The organism is Streptomyces sp. NPDC055962 (assembly GCF_042270185.1).
GTDB lineage: Bacteria > Actinomycetota > Actinomycetes > Streptomycetales > Streptomycetaceae > Streptomyces.
In genome coordinates this window covers 520,762-542,322 of sequence record NZ_JBHJYN010000002.1, presented here as the reverse complement: position 1 = coordinate 542,322, position 21,561 = coordinate 520,762, and the positions used below count along the sequence as shown (strand labels likewise).

Genomic DNA, 21,561 nt, shown 5'->3' with positions numbered 1-21,561 from the left:
GTTTCCCGGGCCGGGCGTTCGTCACCGGGCTGTCACCCGGAGGGTCTACTTCACGACCGTCAGCGGCAGAAGCTTCTTGCCGGTGGGGCCGATCTGGATGTCGAGGTCGAGCTGCGGGCACACGCCGCAGTCGAAGCACGGCGTCCAGCGGCAGTCCTCGACCTCGGTCTCGTCGAGCGAGTCCTGCCAGTCCTCCCAGAGCCAGTCCTTGTCGAGGCCGGAGTCCAGGTGGTCCCAGGGCAGGACCTCCTCGTACGTCCGCTCACGGGTGGTGTACCAGTCGACGTCCACGCCGAAGTCCGGCAGGGTCTTCCCGGCGCTCTTCATCCAGAGGTCGTAGCTGAAGTGCTCGCGCCAGCCGTCGAAGCGGCCGCCGGACTCGTAGACCTCGCGGATGACGGAGCCGACGCGGCGGTCGCCGCGCGAGAGCAGGCCCTCGACGATGCCGGGCTTGCCGTCGTGGTAGCGGAAACCGATCGAGCGGCCGTACTTCTTGTCGTCGCGGATCTTGTCCCGGAGCTTCTTCAGCCGGGCGTCGGTGTCCTCGGCGCTGAGCTGCGGGGCCCACTGGAAGGGCGTGTGCGGCTTGGGCACGAAGCCGCCGATGGAGACGGTGCAGCGGATGTCGTTCTGCCCGGAGACCTCGCGGCCCTTGGCGATGACGTTGACCGCCATGTCGCCGATCTGGAGGACGTCCTCGTCGGTCTCGGTGGGCAGGCCGCACATGAAGTACAGCTTCACCTGGCGCCAGCCGTTGCCGTAGGCGGTGGCGACCGTGCGGATCAGGTCCTCCTCCGAGACCATCTTGTTGATGACCTTGCGCATGCGCTCGGAGCCGCCCTCGGGGGCGAAGGTGAGGCCCGACCTGCGGCCGTTGCGGGTCAGCTCGTTGGCCAGGTCCACGTTGAACGCGTCGACGCGGGTGGAGGGCAGCGAGAGCCCGATCTTGTCGTCCGTGTACCGGTCGGCGAGGCCCTTGGCGATGTCACCGATCTCGGTGTGGTCCGCGGAGGAGAGCGACAGGAGGCCGACCTCCTCGAAACCCGTGGCCTTGAGCCCCTTCTCCACCATCTCGCCGATGCCGGTGATGCTTCGCTCCCGCACGGGGCGCGTGATCATGCCGGCCTGGCAGAAACGGCAGCCGCGGGTGCAGCCGCGGAAGATCTCGACGGACATCCGCTCGTGGACGGTCTCGGCGAGAGGGACGAGCGGCTGCTTGGGGTACGGCCATTCGTCGAGGTCCATGACGGTGTGCTTGGACACGCGCCACGGCACGCCGGACTTGTTGGGCACGACGCGACCGATGCGGCCGTCGGGGAGGTACTCGACGTCGTAGAAGCCGGGGACGTAGACGCCGCCGGTCCGCGCGAGGCGGAACAGGACCTCTTCGCGTCCGCCGGGCCGGCCCTCGGCCTTCCAGGCGCGGATGATCTCGGTGATCTCCAGCACGGCCTGCTCGCCGTCGCCGATGACCGCGCAGTCGATGAAGTCCGCGATCGGCTCGGGGTTGAACGCGGCGTGCCCGCCCGCCAGCACGATGGGGTGATCGACGGTGCGGTCCTTGGACTCCAGCGGGATGCCCGCGAGATCCAGGGCCGTGAGCATGTTGGTGTAGCCGAGCTCCGTGGAGAAGCTGAGGCCGAACACGTCGAACGCGCCGACGGGGCGGTGGCTGTCCACGGTGAACTGCGGCACCTTGTGCGCGCGCATCAGCTCCTCGAGGTCCGGCCACACGCTGTAGGTGCGCTCGGCGAGGACGCCCTCGCGCTCGTTGAGCACCTCGTAGAGGATCATGACGCCCTGGTTGGGGAGTCCGACCTCGTACGCGTCGGGGTACATGAGTGCCCAGCGGACGTCGCATTCGTCCCACGGTTTGACGGTGGAGTTCAGCTCACCGCCGACGTACTGGATGGGCTTCTGCACATGCGGGAGCAGAGCTTCGAGCTGCGGGAAGACCGACTCGGCAGACATCTGTGGACCTTCGTAGCTGGCAGGGGTGACCATCAAGCGTAACCCGGTGCTCAGCCTTTCAGCGCCGCTCGCGGACCCGGCCGCGACGCACGGGCCCAGACCTCGGGCAGTTCGCGCTCGCGTGCCTCCGCGACCGCCTCCTCCCGCCCGTACAGCACTCCCCAGGTGAAGGCGGGCTCCCCCGCGGCGTGGGCCTGCACCGCCAGGGTGCGCAGGGCGTCCCGGGCCACGACGCCGTCCTGGTGGTCTCCGAGGACCGACTGGACGGACTTCATCCGTTTGGCGAACCGCTTGGCCGGCTTGCCCAGGGCGGGCCTGGCCGCCTCGGCGGCGTAGCGGACGCGTTTGGCGGCCTTGCGCGCCTCGTGCATGGCCACGTCCCGCTCCTCGCCCGGCCGCTTTTCCAGCGCGTGTCCGACGCGGCCGGCGAGGCGCTCGTACTCCTTGAGCACGGCGCGGGGCAGCGCGTCACCCGGTGCCCCCGCGGCGGCGGGGAGCAGGGGCGGGTCGGCGAGGAAGGCGTCCAGGGAGTCCAGCAGCGCCAGGTAGCGCTCCGCGTCGAGCACGGAGGCGACCCGCTGCCGTGAACCGGTGCGCCGGGCGGCGAAGGCGAGCTCCAGCCGGGCGTCCACCGGGCCCAGGACCAGTGGGGCGGGCAGCGCGGCGAGCCGGGCATGGAGCCGGGCGTCCAGGACCTCCCGGTCGCGGTCCGCCCCGAGCTCGGCGGCGAGCCACTTCAGCTCGTCGCGGAGGGGGTCGGTGACGGTCCGGTCGAGCAGCCGGCGGTACGTCCTGAAGGCGCTGCGCAGCCGTCGGGTGGCGACCCGCATGCGGTGCACGCTGTCGGGCAGGTCGCGGCGCACGGCCGGATCGAGCGCGACGAGAGCGGCGATCTGGTGCCGTGCGTAGGCGAGCACGTGGTCGCCCGCCGTGCGGGGGGAGGGCTGTTCCTTCGTCCGCCGCCGTTTCCGCGGGGCGGTCTCGGCCAGGGCCCTGGCCAGCTTGGACGGTGCCTCGGAGGGCCGGACGCCGGCCTTGCGCAGTCGCCGGCCCACGGCGTCGAGGAGCTCCGTGTCGCCGCCCTCGGCCAGCTCGACCTCCATCTCGGTCCACGTCGAGGTGGCGCCGCGGCCCTCCTCGGTGAGGCGCTCCACGAGGACTTCGTCGATGCTCAGTTCGGCGAGCAGGGCGCCGTCCTCGTCGAGGAGGTGGTGGACGTCCCGTGAGGAGAGGATCCGCACGACGGGCACGACCGGTGCGTGCCGCACGCGGGAGCGGAGGAGCTCCGCGAGGTCGGGCGGCAGGGTGTCGGCGAGCGGGGCCCTGATCTCGTCGCGGACGTCGGCGGAGACGGGAAGCTTGAGATGCCACCCGGCGTCGCCCCCGCCGGTTCTGCGGCGCAGGGTCAGGGAGTCCGCGGCGAGCCGGAAGTCCTCGGTGTCGTAGTAGACGGCGTCGAGTTCGGTCGGACCCCGGTGGACGACGGCCGAGACCCCCGCCGCACGGGTCAGGTCCGGCAGCTCGGTTCCGGGAGCCGCTTCGTACTTCCGCTCGACCTCGCGCGTGGAGTCCGCCATGAAAGGCATCTTTCCGCCCTGCGCGCGAACATGCAGGGCGGAAAGGATCCGGTCAGGCCGACATCGGCCTCTGGACCTTGATCGACTGGAGCAGTCCGATCGCCACCCATACGGCGAACATGGACGACCCGCCGTACGAGACGAACGGCAGCGGGAGGCCGGCCACCGGCATGATGCCGAGGGTCATCCCGATGTTCTCGAAGGACTGGAAGGCGAACCAGGCGATGATGCCGGCGGCCACGACCGTGCCGTACAGCTCGGTCGTCCCCCGGGCGATCCGGCAGGCGCGCCACAGGACGACGCCGAGCAGGACGATGATCAGACCGGCCCCGAGGAAGCCGAGCTCCTCGCCCGCGACGGTGAAGACGAAGTCGGTCTGCTGTTCGGGGACGAACTGCCCCGTCGTCTGCGAACCGTTGAAGAGCCCGGTGCCCCTGAGCCCGCCGGAGCCGATGGCGATACGGGCCTGGTTGGTGTTGTAGCCGACGCCGGCCGGGTCGAGCGCCGGGTTGGCGAAGGCCGCGAAGCGGGCGATCTGGTAGTCGTCGAGGACCCCGAGCTGCCACACCGCGAGGGCGCCCGCGGTGCCCGCCCCGAGGAGTCCGAAGATCCAGCGGTTGGACGCGCCGGAGGCCAGCAGCACCCCGAGCACGATGACGGCCATGACCATGACGGAGCCGAGGTCGGGCATCAGCATGACGACCGCCATCGGGATCACGGCCAGCCCGAGGGCCTTGGCGACGGTCCGGTGGTCGGGGTGCTGCTGGTCGCCCGCGTCGACGCGGGCGGCGAGCAGCATCGCCATGCCGAGGATGATCGTGATCTTGGTGAACTCGGACGGCTGGAGCGAGAACCCGCCGGGCAGCAGGATCCAGGCGTGCGCGCCGTTGACGGTCGCGCCCAGCGGGGTGAGGACCGCGAGGACGAGCACGACCGAGATGCCGTAGAGGACCGGCACCGCCCCCCTCAGCGTCCGGTGCCCGAGCCAGACCGTGCCGATCATCAGCGCGAAGCCGATGCCGGTGTTGAGGGCGTGCCGGAACAGGAAGTAGTACGGGTCGCCGTGGGTGAGGGACTCGCGTCCCCGGGTCGCCGACCAGACCAGGAGCGAGCCGATGAACGACAGGGCGACCGCCGAGCCGAGCAGGGTCCAGTCCAGCCGCCGCACGACGGAGTCACGGGCGGTGAGCTTGGCCCAGGCGGAGCGCTCCTCGGGGGCGTAGCGCGAGACGGAGAAACCGGCACCGGCCATCAGTCGCGCCTCCCCGGAGACACGGGAAGGGCTCCCGCGAGCGCCTGGGTGCCGTCCTCCGCGGGAGGCTCCGGGGTGTACGGCTTGATCTTGGGCGACTCGATCTGCCCGTCCGGCTTGATCGTGGGCAGGGTCTTCTGCGGTGTGGGCAGCAGCGCCTTCTTGAGGTTCTGCTTGCCGCTGGCGTCGAGCCCGTAGAGCGCGTTGTAGATGTTGCGCACGGCGGGGCCGGAGGCGCCGGAACCCGTACCACCCTGGGAGATCGTCATGACGATCGAGTAGTCCTTGGTGTACGTGGCGAACCACGAGGTCGTCTGCTTGCCGTAGACCTCGGCCGTGCCCGTCTTGGCGTGCATCGGGATCTTGTCCTGGGGCCATCCGCCGAATCGCCAGGCGGCGCTGCCCCGGGTCGCGACTCCCGCGAGGGCTTCGTCTATCTCGTCGCGCGTGTCTCCCTTGAAGGGGAGCTTGCCGTGCGCCTGGGGTGCGATCTCCTGGACGGTCTTGCCGTCGCCGCTGACGACGGCCTTGCCGACGGTCGGGTCGTACAGGGTGCCGCCGTTGGAGATCGCGGCGTAGATGGTCGCCATCTGGATCGGGGTGACGAGCGTGTCGCCCTGGCCGATGGAGTAGTTGACCGAGTCACCGGCGCGCATCTTGTAGCCCTCGAGGCAGCCCTCGTACGCGATCTTCTCGACGTACGTGCCGTCCTTCTTGCCCTGCTTGCACCACGAGGTCTTGTTGGCGTCGTAGAAGCTCTGCTTCCACTGGCGGTCGGGGACGCGGCCGGAGACCTCGTTGGGGAGGTCGATGCCGGTCTCCTTGCCGAGGCCGAACTGGTGGGCGGTCCTGTAGAACCAGTCCGCCGGATCCTTCTTCGGCTTGTTGCCGCCGTCCTTCGCCCACTCCTTGTGCGCGAGGCCGTAGTAGACGGTGTCGCAGGAGACCTCGAGCGCGCGGCCGATGCTGATGGCCCCGTAGCCCTGGGACTCGAAGTTCTTGAAGGTCTGGCCGCCGATGGAGTACGAGCTGGGGCACGGGTAGTTGCCGTCGAACGGGTACCCGGCGTTGACCGCGGCCGTCGAGGAGATGACCTTGAAGATGGAGCCGGGGGCCGCGGTGCCCTGGATGGCCCGGTTCAGCAGCGGGAAGTTGGACTTCTTGCCGGTGAGCTCGGCGTAGTCCTTGGCGGAGATGCCGCCGATCCAGGCGTTCGGGTCGTACGTCGGCAGGGACGCCATGGACACGATCCGGCCGGTCTTGGCCTCCATGACGACGACCGCACCGGAGTCGGCCTTGTAGAGCTCGTTGGTGTTGCGGTCCATCTCCTTGCGGGCGGTCTCCATCGCCTTGTTCAGCTCGTACTCGGCGACGGCCTGGACCCGGGCGTCGATGGAGGTGACCACGCTGGCCCCGGGCTCCGCCTCGTCGTTCTGGGCCTGGCCGATGACGCGGCCGAGGTTGTCGACCTCGTAGCGGGTGACGCCGGCCTTGCCGCGGAGCTCCTTGTCGTACGTGCGCTCGAGGCCCGAGCGGCCGACCTGGTCGGAGCGGAGGTAGGGCGAGTCGGTGTCCTGGGCCTTGGTGACCTCCTCGTCGGTGACCGGCGAGAGGTAGCCGAGGACCTGGGCGGTGTTGGCCTTGCCCGGTGCGGCGTAGCGGCGTACGGCGGTGGGTTCGGCGGTGATCCCGGGGAAGTCCTCGGCGCGCTCACGGATCGTGAGGGCCTGCTGGGTGGTGGCCTCGTCGGTGACGGGGATCGGCTGGTAGGGCGAGCCGTTCCAGCAGGGCTGCGGGGTCTTGGCGTCGCAGAGCCGGACCTTGTCCCGGACGTCCTCGGGCTTCATGTCGAGCACGTCGGCGAGCCGGGTGAGCACGGCGACCCCGTCGTCCTTCATCTTCATCAGCTCGGTGCGGCTGGCGGAGACCACGAGGCGGGTCTCGTTGTCCGCGAGCGGGACGCCCCGCGCGTCGAGGATGGAACCCCGGACGGCGGGCTGCACGACCTGCTGGACGTGGTTGTTCTTGGCCTCGTCGGTGTACTCCTGCCCGTTGCGGATCTGGAGGTACCAGAGCCGGCCGCCGAGCGTCAGGAGCAGGGAGAAGACGAGGACCTGGATGACGACGAGACGGATCTGGACCCTCGGGGTCCGTCCGGTCTCCGGAATGTTGCTCACGGTGCGCCCCCGGTGGTGGTGGGTCGGCCGGAGGGGCGGGGGTGGCTGCCCCCGGTGCCCGTCCGGTGCCGGTACGGCCTCACAGTCGCTTGACCCCCTTGATCCTTCCCGCGCGTGCGGCGCGGCTGCGGGCCGCCCTCAGGCGCATCCCGCCACGCTGGCTGCCGATCCGCAGCCCGGTGCCCGAGGCCAGCCAGCCCGCGGCGACGTCACCGCTGCCCGAGCTGTCGGCGACCGGGTCGTTCTCCGTACGTCTCGCGAGCGCCATGATCAGCGGAACCGTGAACGGCGCGAGGAGCAGGTCGTACACCGCGGCGGTGAACAGCAGGCTGCCCAGGCCCACGTGACGGGCCGCCGTGTCGTTGACGAGGGCGCCGACGCCGGCGTACAGCAGGGTCGACCCGACGGCCGCCGCGACGACGAACGCCATCGGGGTGAAGGCCGACTTGAGCTGGCCGGTCTCGGGGCGGGCCATTCCGGCGAGGTAGCCGATGACGCAGAGCACCAGGGCGTAGCGCCCCGCCGCGTGGTCCGCGGGCGGCGCGAGGTCGGCGAGGAGGCCCGCGCCGAAGCCGATGAGGGCGCCGCTGACCGGCCCGTACACGAAGGCGAGTCCGAGGACGACGAGGAGCAGCAGGTCGGGTGTGGCGCCGGGGAGCTGGAGGCGGGCGAGGACGGAGACCTGGATGACGAGGGCGACCACGACCAGGGCGACGGAGAGCAGAGTCCGGTTCAGGCGCATGAGGATCAGCTCTATTCCTGCTCGTTCGCCGCGTCGCCGGCTGCCGGGTCGGGGCTGCCCGATGCGGAGGCGTCGGGCTTCTCGTTGATGTTCCCGACGACCTTCCCGCTGCCGTCGACGAGATCGCCGTTCGGCTGGACGGTGACGGTGACGGTCGGGGTGGGCTTGGGCTTCTCCGGCTTCTTGGGCTGCTTCGGCAGCACCATGTCCCGGGGGTCCTCACGGGGCGCCTGGACGACGATGCCGACGATGTCGAGCTTGGTGAAGCCGACGAACGGCTCGACGTAGACGGTCCGTGTCAGGTCTCCCCCGGACGGGTCCACGCGGACGACCTGGCCGACCGGCACGCCGGGGACGAAGGGCTTGTCCTTGCTGGAGCCGAAGGTGACGAGCCGGTCGCCCTTCTTCACCTCGGCCTTGCCGTTGAGGAACTGGACCGAGAGCGGCCGGGAGCCCTGTCCGGTGGCGAAGCCGAGTTCGTCGGTCTTCTCCAGCCGGGTGCCGACGGTGAAGTCGGGGTCGTTGGCCAGCAGGACGGTCGCGGTGTTCGGGCCGACGGTCGTGACCCTGCCGACGAGTCCCTCGCCGTTCAGTACGGTCATGTCGCGCGTGAGGCCGTCGTCGGCCCCCGCGTCGATGGTGATGGTCCAGGAGAAGCCCTGGGCCGCTCCTATGGCGATGACCTCGGCGGCCTTGATGCCGTACTGGCCGGCCCCCGCGCTCTTCAGCATGGTGTCGAGCTGACGGACCTTGCTGGCGTTGCGGTCGTCGCTGCCGAGCTTCGTCTTCAGCGTGGCGTTCTCGTGCTCCAGGGCCGCGATCCGGTCGTGCCGGTCACCGGAGTCCCGTACGGCGCCGATGGCGTTGCCCACCGGGTCCACCGCCGCCGAGACGCCGTTCTCGACCGGCCCGAAGACCGTGGCTGCGGCCTGCCGGGCTCCATCGACAGGCGACTCCTCGCCACCGCGGATATCCACCGTGATCAGGGCGAATGCGATGGCGATCAGCAGCACCAGGAGCAGCCGGCTCTCTCGTGTGTCCCTCACGTGCGGCGGCCGTGCCTTCCTCGTCGGAATGTTCGTGCCTGTATACCAACATTCCGCCGTACGGGACGGCAGTGCCCGTACGGCGGAACGCCGTGTTCTAGCGTCGGGGCTGGGCGTCCAGCACCTGCTGGAGCGCCTCGAACTCCTCGACGCACTTGCCGGATCCGAGCGCCACCGAGTCCAGCGGGTCCTCGGCGATGTGGATCGGCATGCCCGTCTCGTGGCGGAGCCGCTCGTCGAGCCCGCGCAGGAGCGCGCCGCCGCCGGTGAGGACGATGCCGCGGTCCATGACGTCTCCGGAGAGCTCCGGCGGGCACTTGTCGAGCGTCGTCTTCACGGCGTCGACGATCGCGTTGACCGGCTCCTCGATGGCCTTGCGGACCTCGGTCGCGGAGATGACCACGGTCTTGGGCAGGCCCGAGACCAGGTCGCGGCCGCGGATCTCGGTGTGCTCGTCCTTCTCCATCTCGAAGGCCGAGCCGATCGTGATCTTGATCTGTTCGGCGGTGCGCTCACCGAGGAGGAGGGAGTACTCCTTCTTGATGTGCTGGATGATCGCGTTGTCCAGCTCGTCGCCGGCGACCCGGATCGACTGGGCAGTGACGATTCCGCCGAGCGAGATCACGGCGACCTCGGTGGTGCCGCCACCGATGTCGACGACCATGTTCCCGGTGGCCTCGTGGACCGGCAGGCCGGAGCCGATGGCCGCGGCCATGGGCTCCTCGATGATGTGCACCTGGCGCGCGCCTGCCTGCGTCGACGCCTCGATGACGGCGCGCCGCTCGACCCCTGTGATGCCGGACGGCACACAGACGACGACCCGCGGGCGGGCCAGGTAGCGGCGCTTGTGGATCTTGAGGATGAAGTAGCGGAGCATACGCTCCGTGATCTCGAAGTCGGCGATCACACCGTCCTTCAGTGGCCGCACGGCAACGATGTTGCCCGGCGTGCGGCCGATCATCTTCTTTGCCTCGGCGCCGACCGCCAGGATTCCGCCGGTGTTGGTGTTGATGGCCACGACGGACGGCTCGTTCAGAACGATGCCGCGCCCCCTGACGTACACCAGCGTGTTGGCAGTCCCGAGGTCGATAGCCATGTCACGGCCGATGAACGACATTGAGTTCCCCTTGTTCCCCATGAGGATGCGTCGGGCCTTCCCAAGAAGCGAAGAATGGCTTGTTTCAGGTAGGCGAGGGTTGGCGCTGCGGGCGTGGAAGCTTCCATCGTAGTGCCGTATGCACGGACACAGCGCGAGGGTCCTTCGCCATGGCGAGCAGAACGGCTACCCGTTCCACCCATGGTGACGTTACGTCGGAGGGATGCGTTCCCGCGAGACGTGACCCTATGCCGAAGGGCGACCGAATTACTTCGGTCGCCCAGGTCATGAGCGCTGATTGGCGGAGCCGAAGTCAGGAAAGTCCGGGAAAGAACAGCTTCAGTTCTCGTTCCGCGGACTCCTCGGAGTCCGAGGCGTGGATGAGGTTCTCCCGGGTGATCGAACCGAAGTCACCGCGGATCGAGCCGGGCGCGGCGGCGATCGGGTCGGTCGGGCCTGCCAGCGCGCGGACGCCCTCGATCACCCGCTCGCCTTCGGCCACCAGGGCGACGACGGGGCCGGATGCCATGAACTCCACGAGCGGCTCGTAGAACGGGCGGCCCTTGTGCTCTCCGTAGTGCTGCTCCAGGGTCTCCTGGTCGAGCGTGCGCAGTTCCAGCGCGGTGATCGTCCAGCCGGCCTTGCGTTCGATGCGGCCGACGATCTCGCCGATCAGCCCACGCCGTACGGCGTCGGGCTTGAGAAGGACGAGGGTGCGCTGAGTCATGTGCGGCTCCTTGCGGGCTTTCGGTGCGGGTGAGGGCGAGATTACAGGGGTACGCCGACGGCCTCACGGCCGGGCTTACACAGCGTCATCCCCGGGCCGGAGCCTGCGTGCTCTCCTGCGCCTCGGCCTGGGCCGCCCACCGCGCCTTGGCCTCGTCGATCCGGCGGCCGTAGTGCACGGAAGCCCACCACAGGGCCGCGAAGACCACGCCCAGGATGAACATCATCGGGACGAAGAAGCCGCTCAGCACGAGCAGGACCTGGAGCGCCCATCCGAGCTGCACGCCACCCGGCCGGGTGAGCACACCGCAGAGCAGGACGGACAGCAGCATGCCGATGCCGCAGACCGTCCAGACGGTGCCCATGGACATGTCGTCGGACTTCATCGCGACGAGCCCGGCGAAGCCGATGACGAAGAATTCACCGATCAGGGTCGATGCACAGAGCGTACGCACAGGTCAGCGCCTTCCCAGGAGCAGCCGGGCCTCGCCGACCGTGATCACGGATCCGGTCACCAGGACTCCGGCGCCCGCGTATTCGGCTTCTTCCTCGGCGAGCGTGATGGCCGCCTCCAGCGCGTCGTCCAGACGCGGTTCGACCTGGACACGTTCGTTGCCGAAGACCTCGACGGCGACCGCGGCCAGCGCGTCCGCGTCCATGGCGCGCGGGCTGGAGTTCTGGGTCACGACGACTTCGGCGAAGATCGGCTCGAACGCCTCGAGCAGCCCCTTGACGTCCTTCCCGTCGCTCGCGCCGACGACTCCGATCAGCCGGGAGAAGCTGAACGCCTCGGAGACGCCCTCCGCCGTGGCGAGGGCACCGGCCGGGTTGTGCGCCGCGTCCAGGACGATCGTCGGGCTGGACCTGACGACCTCCAGGCGGCCCGGCGAGAGGACGGACAGGAAGGCCTTGCGGACCACTTCCACGTCCAGGCTGCGGGCCTGTTCCGCGCCGATGCCGAAGAACGCCTCGACGGCGGCGAGCGCCACCGCGGCGTTGTGCGCCTGGTGCGCCCCGTAGAGCGGGAGGAAGATGTTGTCGTACTCGCCGCCCAGGCCCCGCAGGGTCAGCAGCTGGCCGCCGACCGCGATCTCACGGGAGACGATGCCGAACTCCATGCCCTCGCGGGCGACCGTGGCGTCGACCTCGACGGCCTTCTTCAGCATGACCTGCGCGGCGTCGACCGGCTGCTGGGCCAGGATCACCGTCGCGCCCTGCTTGACGATGCCGGACTTCTCACCCGCGATCTCGGCCGCCGTGGAGCCGAGGCGGTCGGTGTGGTCCAGCGAGATGGGGGTGACGACGGCGACCGAGGCGTCGATGACGTTCGTCGCGTCCCAGGTACCGCCCATGCCGACCTCGACGACGGCGACGTCGACCGGCGCGTCGGCGAACGCCGCGTACGCCATGCCCGTCAGGACCTCGAAGAACGAGAGCCGGTAGGGCTGCTGGGTGTCGACCATCTCGACGTACGGCTTGATGTCGTTGTACGTCTCGATGAAGCGCTCGGCCTCGATCGGCGCGCCGTCCAGGCTGATCCGCTCGGTGATCGACTGCACGTGCGGGGAGGTGTAACGGCCGGTACGGAGTTCGAAGGCGCTCAGCAGGGCCTCGATCATGCGGGCCGTGCTGGTCTTGCCGTTCGTCCCCGTGATGTGGATCGAGGGGTAGGCGCGCTGGGGCTCGCCCAGGACGTCCATCAGGGCCGCGATGCGGGTCACCGACGGCTCGAGCTTGGTCTCGCCCCACCGGCCGGCGAGCTCCTGCTCGACCTCGCGCAGCGCCCTGTCGGTCTCGGGGTCGGCCGGGCGGTCGGGGACGGCCTCGCCCTGCGGCGGGCCCGACTGGGTGCGCAGCGTCCGGCTCCCGGCCTCGATCACCGCCAGGTCGGGGTCGCGCTGGGTCTCTTCGTCGACGATCTCCGCGAAGGTGTCGTCGGGGTCGGACGCGTCGTGCCGGTCTGAAGGGCGGGGCTCACTCACAGGGCCAGTCTACGGATGGCCGCCGACATCGCGCGCAGCGCCCGCTGCCTGCTCCCTGCGGACACGGCCCGGGATGCGGCGGAGCCCCCGCGCTCCCGGTCGGTCGGGGGTGCGGGGGCTCCGGCTTCAGGTCATCAGCCCTGGGGCAGGTTCGCCAGCTGAGCGCTGATCCGCTCGATGTCGGCCTCCGCCTTGGCGAGGCGGCCACGGATCTTGTCGACCACGTTGTCCGGGGCCTTCGCGAGGAAGGCCTCGTTGCCGAGCTTGCCGGTGGCCTGTGCCTTCTCCTTCTCGGCGGCGCCCAGGTCCTTCGTCAGGCGCTTGCGCTCGGCCTCGACGTCGATGGTGCCGGACAGGTCGAGGGCGACCGTGGCGCCGGCGACCGGCAGCGTGGCCGTCGCGTGGAAGCCGTCGCCGGCCGGCTGCAGGCGCAGCAGCTGGCGGATGGCCGCCTCGTGCGGGGCGAGCACCGTGCCGGTGACGGTCAGCTCGGCCGGGACCTTCTGGCCGGGCTGCAGGCCCTGGTCCGAGCGGAAGCGGCGGACCTCGGTGACGACCTGCTGGACCAGCTCGATCTCCTTCTCGGCGGCCTCGTCACGGAAGCCGCTGTCCTTGGGCCAGTCGGCGACGACGACGGACTCCTGACCCGTGAGGGTCGTCCAGAGCTGCTCGGTCACGAACGGGACGATCGGGTGCAGCAGCCGGAGCGTGACGTCCAGGACCTCGCCGAGGACCCGGGCGGACACCTGCGCCTGCTCGCCGCCGGCGAAGAACGTGGTCTTCGACAGCTCGACATACCAGTCGAAGACCTCGTCCCACGCGAAGTGGTAGAGGGCGTCGCTGAGCTTGGCGAACTGGAAGTCCTCGTAGAACGCGTCGGCGTCGGCGACGGTCTTGTTCAGCCGCGACAGGATCCAGCGGTCGGTGGCCGAGAGCTTCTCGACGGGCGGGAGCTCTCCCTCCACCGTCGCGCCGTTCATCATCGCGAAACGGGTCGCGTTCCAGATCTTGTTGGCGAAGTTGCGGGAGGCCTGGACCCAGTCCTCGCCGATCGGGACGTCGGTACCGGGGTTGGCACCCTTGGCCAGGGTGAAGCGGACGGCGTCGGAGCCGTACGTGTCCATCCAGTCCAGCGGGTCGACGACGTTGCCGAAGGACTTCGACATCTTCTTGCCGCGCTCGTCACGGACCAGGCCGGTGAGCGCGATCGTCTTGAACGGGGCCTCGCCGTCCATGACGTACAGACCGAACATCATCATCCGGGCGACCCAGAAGAAGATGATGTCGTGGCCGGTGACCAGGACGTCGGTCGGATAGAACTTCTTGAGGTCCGGGGTCTCCTCGGGCCAGCCGAGCGTGGAGAACGGCCAGAGACCGGACGAGAACCAGGTGTCCAGGACGTCGTTGTCCTGCGTCCAGCCCTCGCCGGTGGGCGGCTGCTCGTCGGGGCCGACGCAGACGACCTCGCCCGCGGGGCCGTACCAGACGGGAATGCGGTGGCCCCACCAGAGCTGGCGCGAGATGCACCAGTCGTTGAGGTTGTCGACCCAGTCGAAGTACCGCTTCTCCATCTCCTTGGGGTGGATCGCGACCCGGCCGTCACGGACCGCGTCACCGGCGGCCTTGGCCAGGGTCTCGACCTTGACCCACCACTGGAGCGACAGCCGGGGCTCGACGGTCGTGCGGCAGCGGGAGCAGTGGCCGACGGAGTGGACGTACGGGCGCTTCTCGGCCACGATCCGGCCCTGTCCGCGCAGCGCGCCGACGATGGCGGAACGGGCCTCGAAGCGGTCGAGGCCCTCGAACGGACCGGCGACGGTGATGACACCGCGCTCGTCCATGACGGTCATCGACTCCAGGCCGTGGCGCTGGCCGATCGCGAAGTCGTTCGGGTCGTGCGCTGGCGTCACCTTGACGGCGCCCGTGCCGAACTCCGGGTCGACGTGGTGGTCGGCGACGACCGGGATCGTGCGATCGGTGAGCGGCAGCTTGATCCGCTTGCCGATGAGGTGCGTGTACCGGGCGTCGTCCGGGTGGACGGCGACCGCGGTGTCGCCCAGCATCGTCTCGGCGCGCGTCGTGGCGACGACCAGCGTCTCCTCGCCCTCGCCGTACGTGATGGAGACGAGCTCGCCGTCGTCGTCCTGGTAGTCGACCTCGATGTCGGAGATCGCGGTGAGACAGCGGGGGCACCAGTTGATGATGCGCTCGGCGCGGTAGATCAGCTCGTCGTCGTAGAGCCGCTTGAAGATGGTCTGGACGGCGGCGGACAGCCCCTCGTCCATGGTGAAGCGCTCACGGGACCAGTCGACGCCGTCGCCGAGGCGGCGCATCTGGCCGAGGATCTTGCCGCCGTACTCTTCCTTCCACTGCCAGACGCGCTCGACGAACTCCTCGCGCCCCAGGTCGTGGCGGGACCGGCCCTCCTCGCCGAGCTGCTGCTCGACCTTGTTCTGGGTGGCGATGCCGGCGTGGTCCATGCCGGGCAGCCACAGCGCCTCGTACCCCTGCATCCGCTTGCGGCGCGTGAGGGCGTCCATGAGCGTGTGCTGGAAGGCGTGGCCCAGGTGGAGGGAGCCGGTGACGTTGGGCGGAGGGATGACGATCGTGTACGGAGGCTTCTCGCTCTCCGGGTCGGCCGTGAAGTAACCGCGTTCCACCCAGCGCTCGTACAGCTTCCCCTCTACCTCGGCCGGCGCGTACTGGGTCGGCAGTTCGGGGATGCTGGCTGGCTGCTGCGCTGCGTTCTCGGTCACGGCACACAGTTTAGGGGCGTCACAGTCGTGCACTGAAACCGGTTTGTTGAGTAACGGTGTATGCCCGGATGCCCTATGTGAGCGCCGCTTCCGTCAGGATGTTCGGAACGCATAAGCATTCTGGAGGGGACAGCGCCATGAGCTACAACCAGCCGGGTCCGTACGGCGGGCAGCCGCCGCAGGGCCAGCCCGGACCGTACGGCCAGCAGCCGGGTCCGTACGGCCAGCAGCCCGGCCCGTACGGCGGCCCGCCGCAGCCTCCGCAGGGCCAGCCCGGCTACGGCTACCCGCAGCAGGCCCCCCAGGGTGTCCCGCCGCAGCAGCAGCCCCCGCAGCCGGGCTACGGCTACCCGCAGCAGCCCGGCCCGTACGGCCAGCAGCCGCCCACCCCGCCGTACGGCGGGCAGCAGGCCTACCCCGGCATGCCGCCCCAGCCGGGTGCGCCGAAGAAGAAGACCGGGCTGATCATCGGCGCGGCCGTGGTGGCGCTGGCCGTCGTGGCGGGCGGGGTGTACTTCCTGACGTCGGGCGGATCGAGCAACAGCGATGTCGCGGACTCCACCAAGGGCTACAAGCTCACGCCGGCGGCCTCGGTGGACGCCTACAAGCAGGACACCAAGTCCGCCCAACCCTCGTCCGCGATGACCGGCAAGGAGAAGGCCGAAGCCGAGGCCATGGGCGTGACGAATCCGAATCAGGTCGGCGCGCAGTACATGAGCGGCGACATGGAGAAGAATCCGCTCACCACGAAGCTGCTCATCCTCAAGGGCATCTGGGGCCAGGTCGATGACCCCGCCAAGGTGATCGACGGTTCCTTCAAGAACGCCGAGAACGAAGCGGCGATGGACAAGGACATGAAGGGGTCGCTGGTCGGCAGCCCCAAGAACGTCACCCCGGCGGGCTTCGAAGGCGCGCTGATGAAGTGCCAGGACGTCAAGGTCGTCAACGAGGAGGGGGACGGGTCCGTGCAGAAGGGCCCGAAGGAGATGACCATGCCGGTCTGCATCTGGGCCGATTACAGCACCGTCGGCGTGGTGATCGGCTTCGACATCGGTGGCGCCATGACGAACAAGGCGATGACGCAGGACGAGACGGCCGCCCTCGCGGCCAAGCTCTACAACACGTCGCGCACCAAGGTCTGATCCTCAACACCGAAGGGGCGCCCGGCCGTTGGCCGGGCGCCCCTTCGTGTGTGTCGTCGTGCCTGCCGCTACGCGGACTTCTCGTGCCGGCCGCCGTCGTTCTTGCCGATCGTGCGCGGCTCGCGCGGGACCAGCGTCGGGTTGACGTTGTTGCGGACGACGTCCGGGGTGATGACCACGCGGGCCACGTCCTTGCGGGACGGGACCTCGTACATCACGGACTGGAGCACTTCCTCCATGATGGCGCGCAGACCGCGCGCGCCCGTCTGGCGCAGGATCGCCTGGTCGGCGATGGCCTCCAGCGCCTCACGCTCGAAGTCCAGCTCCACACCGTCGAGTTCGAACAGGCGCTGGTACTGCTTCACCAGGGCGTTGCGCGGCTCGACCAGGATCTGGAGCAGCGCCTCGCGGTCCAGGTTGTGGACCGAGGTCAGGACGGGGAGACGGCCGATGAACTCGGGGATCATCCCGAACTTCACCAGGTCCTCCGGCATGACCTCCTGGAACTGGTCGCTCGCCTGGATCTCCAGCTTGGAGCGGATCGTCGCGCCGAAGCCGATGCCCTTGGCGCCGGCCCGCGACTCGATGATCTTCTCCAGGCCCGAGAAGGCGCCGCCCACGATGAACAGGACGTTCGTCGTGTCGATCTGGATGAACTCCTGGTGCGGGTGCTTCCGTCCGCCCTGCGGAGGCACGGAGGCGGTGGTGCCCTCCAGGATCTTCAGCAGGGCCTGCTGCACGCCCTCACCGGAGACGTCGCGCGTGATCGACGGGTTCTCGCTCTTACGGGCGACCTTGTCGATCTCGTCGATGTAGATGATCCCGGTCTCGGCCTTCTTGACGTCGTAGTCCGCGGCCTGGATCAGCTTCAGCAGGATGTTCTCGACGTCCTCACCGACATAGCCGGCCTCCGTCAGCGCCGTCGCGTCCGCGATGGCGAACGGGACGTTGAGCATGCGGGCCAGCGTCTGCGCGAGGAGCGTCTTGCCCGAGCCCGTGGGGCCCAGCAGCAGGATGTTGGACTTGGCGAGCTCGATCGCGTCGTCGCGGTTCGCGCCGCCGCCGTTCTCGCCTGCCTGGACCCGCTTGTAGTGGTTGTACACAGCGACCGAGAGGGCCTTCTTCGCGGGCTCCTGCCCGACGACGTACCCCTCGAGGAACTCGTAGATCTCGCGCGGCTTGGGGAGTTCCTCCCACCGCACCTCGGAGGTCTCTGCGAGCTCCTCCTCGATGATCTCGTTGCAGAGATCGATGCACTCGTCGCAGATGTACACACCGGGTCCCGCGATGAGCTTCTTCACCTGCTTCTGGCTCTTTCCGCAGAACGAGCACTTGAGCAGGTCGCCGCCATCACCGATGCGTGCCACGAGGTGCTTCCCCTTCGCCTGGGAGCAGCCTGGTTCAGCGGCTCCTGGTGCCTCTATCCGACGGTACCTTGCCTGGCCCCCCGTTCGGGCCCCCCTTGGCACGGTTCACACGGCCGTGGCCGTGCGGACGGAATGTGCCAAGGGGAAAGACCGACGTCAGACGGACGCGCCTGCGGTGGTCTTACGGGTGGAGACAATCTGGTCCACCAGACCGTACGCGAGTGCGTCGTCAGCGGTAAGGATCTTGTCGCGCTCGATGTCCTCGCTGATCTTCTCCAGCGGGGTGGTGGAGTGCTTGGCCAGCATCTCCTCGAGCTGGGTGCGCATCCGCAGGATCTCGTTGGCCGCGATCTCCAGGTCGGAGAGCTGCTCGCGGCCGGTCTGCGAGGACGGCTGGTGGATCAGCACACGGGCGTGCGGGAGCGCCATGCGCTTGCCCGGGGTGCCCGCGGCCAGCAGGACGGCGGCGGCGGAGGCCGCCTGGCCCATGCAGACCGTCTGGATGTCCGGCTTCACGAACTGCATCGTGTCGTAGATCGCGGTGAGCGCGGTGAACGAGCCGCCGGGGCTGTTGATGTAGATCGAGATGTCACGGTCCGGGTCCATCGACTCCAGGCACAGCAGCTGGGCCATGACGTCGTTGGCCGAGGCGTCGTCGATCTGGACGCCGAGGAAGATCACGCGCTCCTCGAAGAGCTTCGCGTACGGGTCGTACTCGCGCACGCCCTGCGAGGTGCGCTCCACGAAGCGCGGGACGACGTAGCGGTTGTCCACCTGCGGGCCGGTGTAGAGGCCGCTCGCGGAGGCGCCGGAGAAGTTGTTCATGTGGGTCTTCACCATCCTGGTGGCGTATCTGTGGGCTGGGGGTCTCGGCGTACGAGAGGGAGCGGGGTGGCGCACGCCCGGATCAGGCGCCGGTGCCGCCGCCGCCCGGGATGCCCGACGCGACCGAGATGATCTCGTCGATGAGGCCGTACTCCTTGGCCTCCTCGGCGGTGTACCAACGGTCGCGGTCGCCGTCGCGGATGATCGTCTCCACGGTCTGACCGGAGTGGTGGGCGGTGATCTCCGCCATCCGCGTCTTCGTACGGAGCAGGTACTGCGCCTGGATCTTGATGTCCGAGGCGGTACCGCCGATGCCGGCCGAACCCTGGTGCATGAGGATGTCGGTGTTCGGGAGCGCGAAGCGCTTGCCCGCCGTGCCGCCGGTGAGCAGGAACTGGCCCATCGAGGCCGCCATGCCCATACCGATGGTGACCACGTCGTTCGGGATGTACTGCATGGTGTCGTAGACCGCCATGCCCGCGGTCACCGAGCCGCCGGGGCTGTTGATGTAGAGGTAGATGTCCTTGTCGGGTTCCGCGGCAAGGAGCAGGAGCTGCGCGGTGATCTTGTTGGCGATGTCATCGTCGACCTGCTGACCGAGGAAGATGATGCGTTCGCCGAGCAGTCGGCTGTAGACCTGGTCACCGAGGCCTCCACCGAGGGACGGCTCTCCGGCGGCGTAGGGCATCAGATTCGTCACGTATCCACCTGCTCGTCTCTGACGGCTCCGGCCGTCTCAGCGTCTTCGTACCGGGTGGGCCGGGACTACCCGACCCTTCCTCTTCATGGACCCTAACGCGCAGGTGGGACAACGCCATCCCGCTTCCCCAACTGTTCGCTGGGAGCGCAAGGTAAGCCAGTGGGCACAAGGGTTCCCGGGTGCGTCACCGGCCGCGGCCGGGGGGCCCGGGCCGATACGACGGCGGGCCCCGGACGTGGTACGTCCGGGGCCCGCCGCGTGGATCGGTTCAGCGAGCGGAACGGGGCTCAGGCCTCGTTCTTCTCCTCGGCCTTCTCGGTGCCCTCGGCGGCCTCGACCGCCTCGGCCGTCTCCGCCTCGTCCTCGTCGTCCTCGAGCTCGACGATCTCACCGTTGGTGTCGACGACCTTGGCGGCCTCGACGACGACGGCGAGCGCCTTGCCGCGGGCGACCTCGCCGACGAGCATCGGCACCTGGCCGCCTTCGACGACGGCCTGGGCGAACTGGTCGGGGCTCATGCCGGAGGACTGCGCGCGCCGCATGAGGTGCTCGGTGAGCTCCTCCTGGTTGACGTTCAGCTTCTCCTTGTTGACGAGCTCGTCAAGGATGAACTGGGTCTTGATGCCCTTGACGGCCTGCTCGGAGGTCTCGTTCTCGAACTCCTCCAGGGTCTTGCCCTGGATCTCGAGGTACTTCTCGAGGTCGAGACCCATCTGGCCGAGCTGGTGGTGCTCGAGGTTGTGCTTGCGGGTCTGGACCTCGTCCGCGAGAAGCTTCTCGGGGATCGGGACCTCGGCCAGCTTCAGCAGCTCCTCGAGGACGCGCTCCTGTGCCTGGGTGGCCTGGTCGTACTGCTTGGTGTTCTCGAGGCGCTTGCGGCTGTCCTCGCGGAGCTCGGCGAGCGTGTCGAACTCGCTCGCCATCTGCGCGAAGTCGTCGTCCAGCTCAGGCAGTTCGCGCGAGGCGACGGCGGTGACCTTGACGGTGACCTCCGCTTCCTTGCCCTCGGCGGAGCCGCCCTTCAGCTCGGAGGTGAAGGTGGCCTCGCCACCGGCCTCCAGGCCGGTCACGGCCTCGTCGATGCCGTCGAGGAGCTCGCCGGAACCGATGGTGTACGAGACACCCGCGGCCACGCCGTCCTCGAGGACCTCTCCGTCGACCTTGGCCTCCAGGTCGATCGTCACGACGTCGCCCTCGGCGGCGGCGCGCTCGACCGGGTTGGTCGAGGCGAAGCGCTCGCGGAGCTGCTCCACGGCCTTCTCGACCTCTTCGTCGGTGACTTCGAGTGCGTCCACGGTGACCTCGATGCCGGAGTAGTCCGGAATCTCGATCTCGGGACGGACATCCACCTCGGCGGTGAAGGCCAGCAGTTCGCCGTCCTTGAGCTCGGTGATGTCAACCTCGGGCTGGCCCAGAACGTTGAGCTCACCCTCGTTGACAGCCTCGGTGTAGAACTTCGGAAGGGCGTCGTTGACGGCCTCCTCCAGCACAGCACCACGGCCGAACCGCTGGTCGATGACGCGGTTGGGGATCTTGCCCTTACGGAAGCCCTTCACCGTGACCTGCTGGTTGATCTTCTTGTACGCCGCGTCGAGGCTGTCCTTGAGCTCCTCGAAGGGCACCTCGATGCTGAGCCGAACCCGAGTCGGGTTCAGGGTCTCCACGGCGCTCTTCACGGTTCGGTCTCCTTGGTGGCTGACTTCTTGGGGTTCTGCTGGGCCGCCGAGAGGCGGCTTCGCGGATCGAGCCCGGTACATCAGACACACGGGCACGCAATTTGCATAGTAACGGCAAGGGGGAGCACTCCCACAATGCGATCTTGCTGGTGGTCGGGGTGGCCGGATTCGAACCGACGACCTTCCGCTCCCAAAGCGGACGCGCTACCAAGCTGCGCCACACCCCGTCGGTGCGACACGTAGGGTACATGCAGACGAGCGCTGCGTCGGCCGCTTCGCACAGGCCGTCACCGGGGGCGTCACGGGGGGCACACCGATACGGGTGTGCGCGCACCTTCCCGGACCCGCTACGATGCTGTCCGTACCGCGGTCCCCAGGACCTGCGGTGCGGTGCTCGCGGGCGTAGCTCAATGGTAGAGCCCTAGTCTTCCAAACTAGCTACGCGGGTTCGATTCCCGTCGCCCGCTCCAACGGCTCAGGGCCAGGTCAGAGGATTGTTCCTCCGCCTGGCCCTGCTGCTTTCCCC

16 protein-coding genes and 2 tRNA genes are annotated in these 21,561 nt (G+C 68.9%); 2 read left to right on the top strand and 16 right to left on the bottom strand.

Annotated features, from left to right (window positions below; translation table 11 throughout):
• Positions 1–45 precede the first annotated feature (45 nt).
• The 11 genes from ACFC51_RS07630 to ACFC51_RS07580 all read right to left on the bottom strand — a co-directional run bounded on the left by ACFC51_RS07630 (position 46) and on the right by ACFC51_RS07580 (position 15,325).
• Positions 46–1,971, bottom strand: coding sequence for a TIGR03960 family B12-binding radical SAM protein (locus ACFC51_RS07630; RefSeq protein WP_376378263.1), 1,926 nt, complete (start codon positions 1,969–1,971; stop codon positions 46–48).
• Positions 1,972–2,021: 50 nt separating this feature from the next.
• The gene (locus ACFC51_RS07625; protein WP_376378266.1) at positions 2,022–3,548 is read right to left on the bottom strand and encodes a CHAD domain-containing protein; all 1,527 of its coding nucleotides are present in this window, start codon (positions 3,546–3,548) and stop codon (positions 2,022–2,024) included.
• A 52-nt stretch (positions 3,549–3,600) separates the two neighbouring features.
• Positions 3,601–4,800 carry a rod shape-determining protein RodA gene (rodA, locus tag ACFC51_RS07620; protein ID WP_376378269.1) on the bottom strand — a complete coding sequence of 400 codons (1,200 nt, stop codon included), beginning with the start codon at positions 4,798–4,800 and terminating at the stop codon, positions 3,601–3,603.
• Complete coding sequence (gene mrdA, locus ACFC51_RS07615; protein WP_376527487.1) at positions 4,800–6,977, bottom strand: penicillin-binding protein 2; 2,178 nt, start codon at positions 6,975–6,977, stop codon at positions 4,800–4,802. Before mrdA ends, rodA begins: the two co-directional genes overlap by 1 nt.
• Positions 6,978–7,056: 79 nt before the next feature.
• Positions 7,057–7,719, bottom strand: coding sequence for a rod shape-determining protein MreD (gene mreD, locus ACFC51_RS07610; RefSeq protein ID WP_376378274.1), 663 nt, complete (start codon positions 7,717–7,719; stop codon positions 7,057–7,059).
• Positions 7,720–7,730: 11 nt separating this feature from the next.
• Positions 7,731–8,765 (bottom strand): rod shape-determining protein MreC, encoded by a 1,035-nt coding sequence (mreC, locus tag ACFC51_RS07605; RefSeq protein ID WP_376378277.1) that lies wholly within the window; start codon positions 8,763–8,765, stop codon positions 7,731–7,733.
• A gap of 97 nt (positions 8,766–8,862) precedes the next feature.
• Positions 8,863–9,882 carry a rod shape-determining protein gene (locus ACFC51_RS07600; RefSeq protein ID WP_073746922.1) on the bottom strand — a complete coding sequence of 340 codons (1,020 nt, stop codon included), beginning with the start codon at positions 9,880–9,882 and terminating at the stop codon, positions 8,863–8,865.
• Positions 9,883–10,174: 292 nt separating this feature from the next.
• The gene (gene ndk, locus ACFC51_RS07595) at positions 10,175–10,588 is read right to left on the bottom strand and encodes a nucleoside-diphosphate kinase (RefSeq protein WP_376378281.1); all 414 of its coding nucleotides are present in this window, start codon (positions 10,586–10,588) and stop codon (positions 10,175–10,177) included.
• 85 nt (positions 10,589–10,673) lie between these two features.
• Entirely contained in the window at positions 10,674–11,042 is a 369-nt protein-coding gene (locus tag ACFC51_RS07590) for a DUF4233 domain-containing protein (RefSeq protein WP_376378284.1), read from the bottom strand.
• A gap of 3 nt (positions 11,043–11,045) precedes the next feature.
• Positions 11,046–12,569 carry a bifunctional folylpolyglutamate synthase/dihydrofolate synthase gene (locus ACFC51_RS07585; protein ID WP_376378287.1) on the bottom strand — a complete coding sequence of 508 codons (1,524 nt, stop codon included), beginning with the start codon at positions 12,567–12,569 and terminating at the stop codon, positions 11,046–11,048.
• Positions 12,570–12,703: 134 nt separating this feature from the next.
• A complete protein-coding gene (locus ACFC51_RS07580) occupies positions 12,704–15,325 on the bottom strand; it encodes a valine--tRNA ligase (RefSeq protein ID WP_376378289.1) in 2,622 nt (873 codons plus the stop codon).
• Positions 15,326–15,462: 137 nt separating this feature from the next.
• Here ACFC51_RS07580 and ACFC51_RS07575 point away from each other — a divergent pair, with 137 nt between their 5' ends.
• The gene (locus tag ACFC51_RS07575) at positions 15,463–16,467 is read left to right on the top strand and encodes a hypothetical protein (protein ID WP_376378291.1); all 1,005 of its coding nucleotides are present in this window, start codon (positions 15,463–15,465) and stop codon (positions 16,465–16,467) included.
• A 68-nt stretch (positions 16,468–16,535) separates the two neighbouring features.
• Here ACFC51_RS07575 and clpX read toward each other — a convergent pair whose 3' ends face one another.
• The 5 genes from clpX to ACFC51_RS07550 all read right to left on the bottom strand — a co-directional run bounded on the left by clpX (position 16,536) and on the right by ACFC51_RS07550 (position 21,262).
• Entirely contained in the window at positions 16,536–17,834 is a 1,299-nt protein-coding gene (gene clpX / locus ACFC51_RS07570; protein ID WP_103516222.1) for an ATP-dependent Clp protease ATP-binding subunit ClpX, read from the bottom strand.
• Positions 17,835–17,990: 156 nt separating this feature from the next.
• Entirely contained in the window at positions 17,991–18,674 is a 684-nt protein-coding gene (locus ACFC51_RS07565; protein ID WP_030122564.1) for an ATP-dependent Clp protease proteolytic subunit, read from the bottom strand.
• A gap of 67 nt (positions 18,675–18,741) precedes the next feature.
• Positions 18,742–19,347 carry an ATP-dependent Clp protease proteolytic subunit gene (locus ACFC51_RS07560; protein ID WP_198959691.1) on the bottom strand — a complete coding sequence of 202 codons (606 nt, stop codon included), beginning with the start codon at positions 19,345–19,347 and terminating at the stop codon, positions 18,742–18,744.
• Positions 19,348–19,646: 299 nt separating this feature from the next.
• Entirely contained in the window at positions 19,647–21,035 is a 1,389-nt protein-coding gene (tig, locus tag ACFC51_RS07555; RefSeq protein WP_376373874.1) for a trigger factor, read from the bottom strand.
• 150 nt (positions 21,036–21,185) lie between these two features.
• A tRNA-Pro gene (locus ACFC51_RS07550) sits at positions 21,186–21,262 on the bottom strand.
• 169 nt (positions 21,263–21,431) lie between these two features.
• On the opposite strand from ACFC51_RS07550, the gene ACFC51_RS07545 reads away from it, so the two are divergent.
• Positions 21,432–21,505: transfer RNA gene (locus ACFC51_RS07545), tRNA-Gly, on the top strand.
• Positions 21,506–21,561 lie beyond the last annotated feature (56 nt).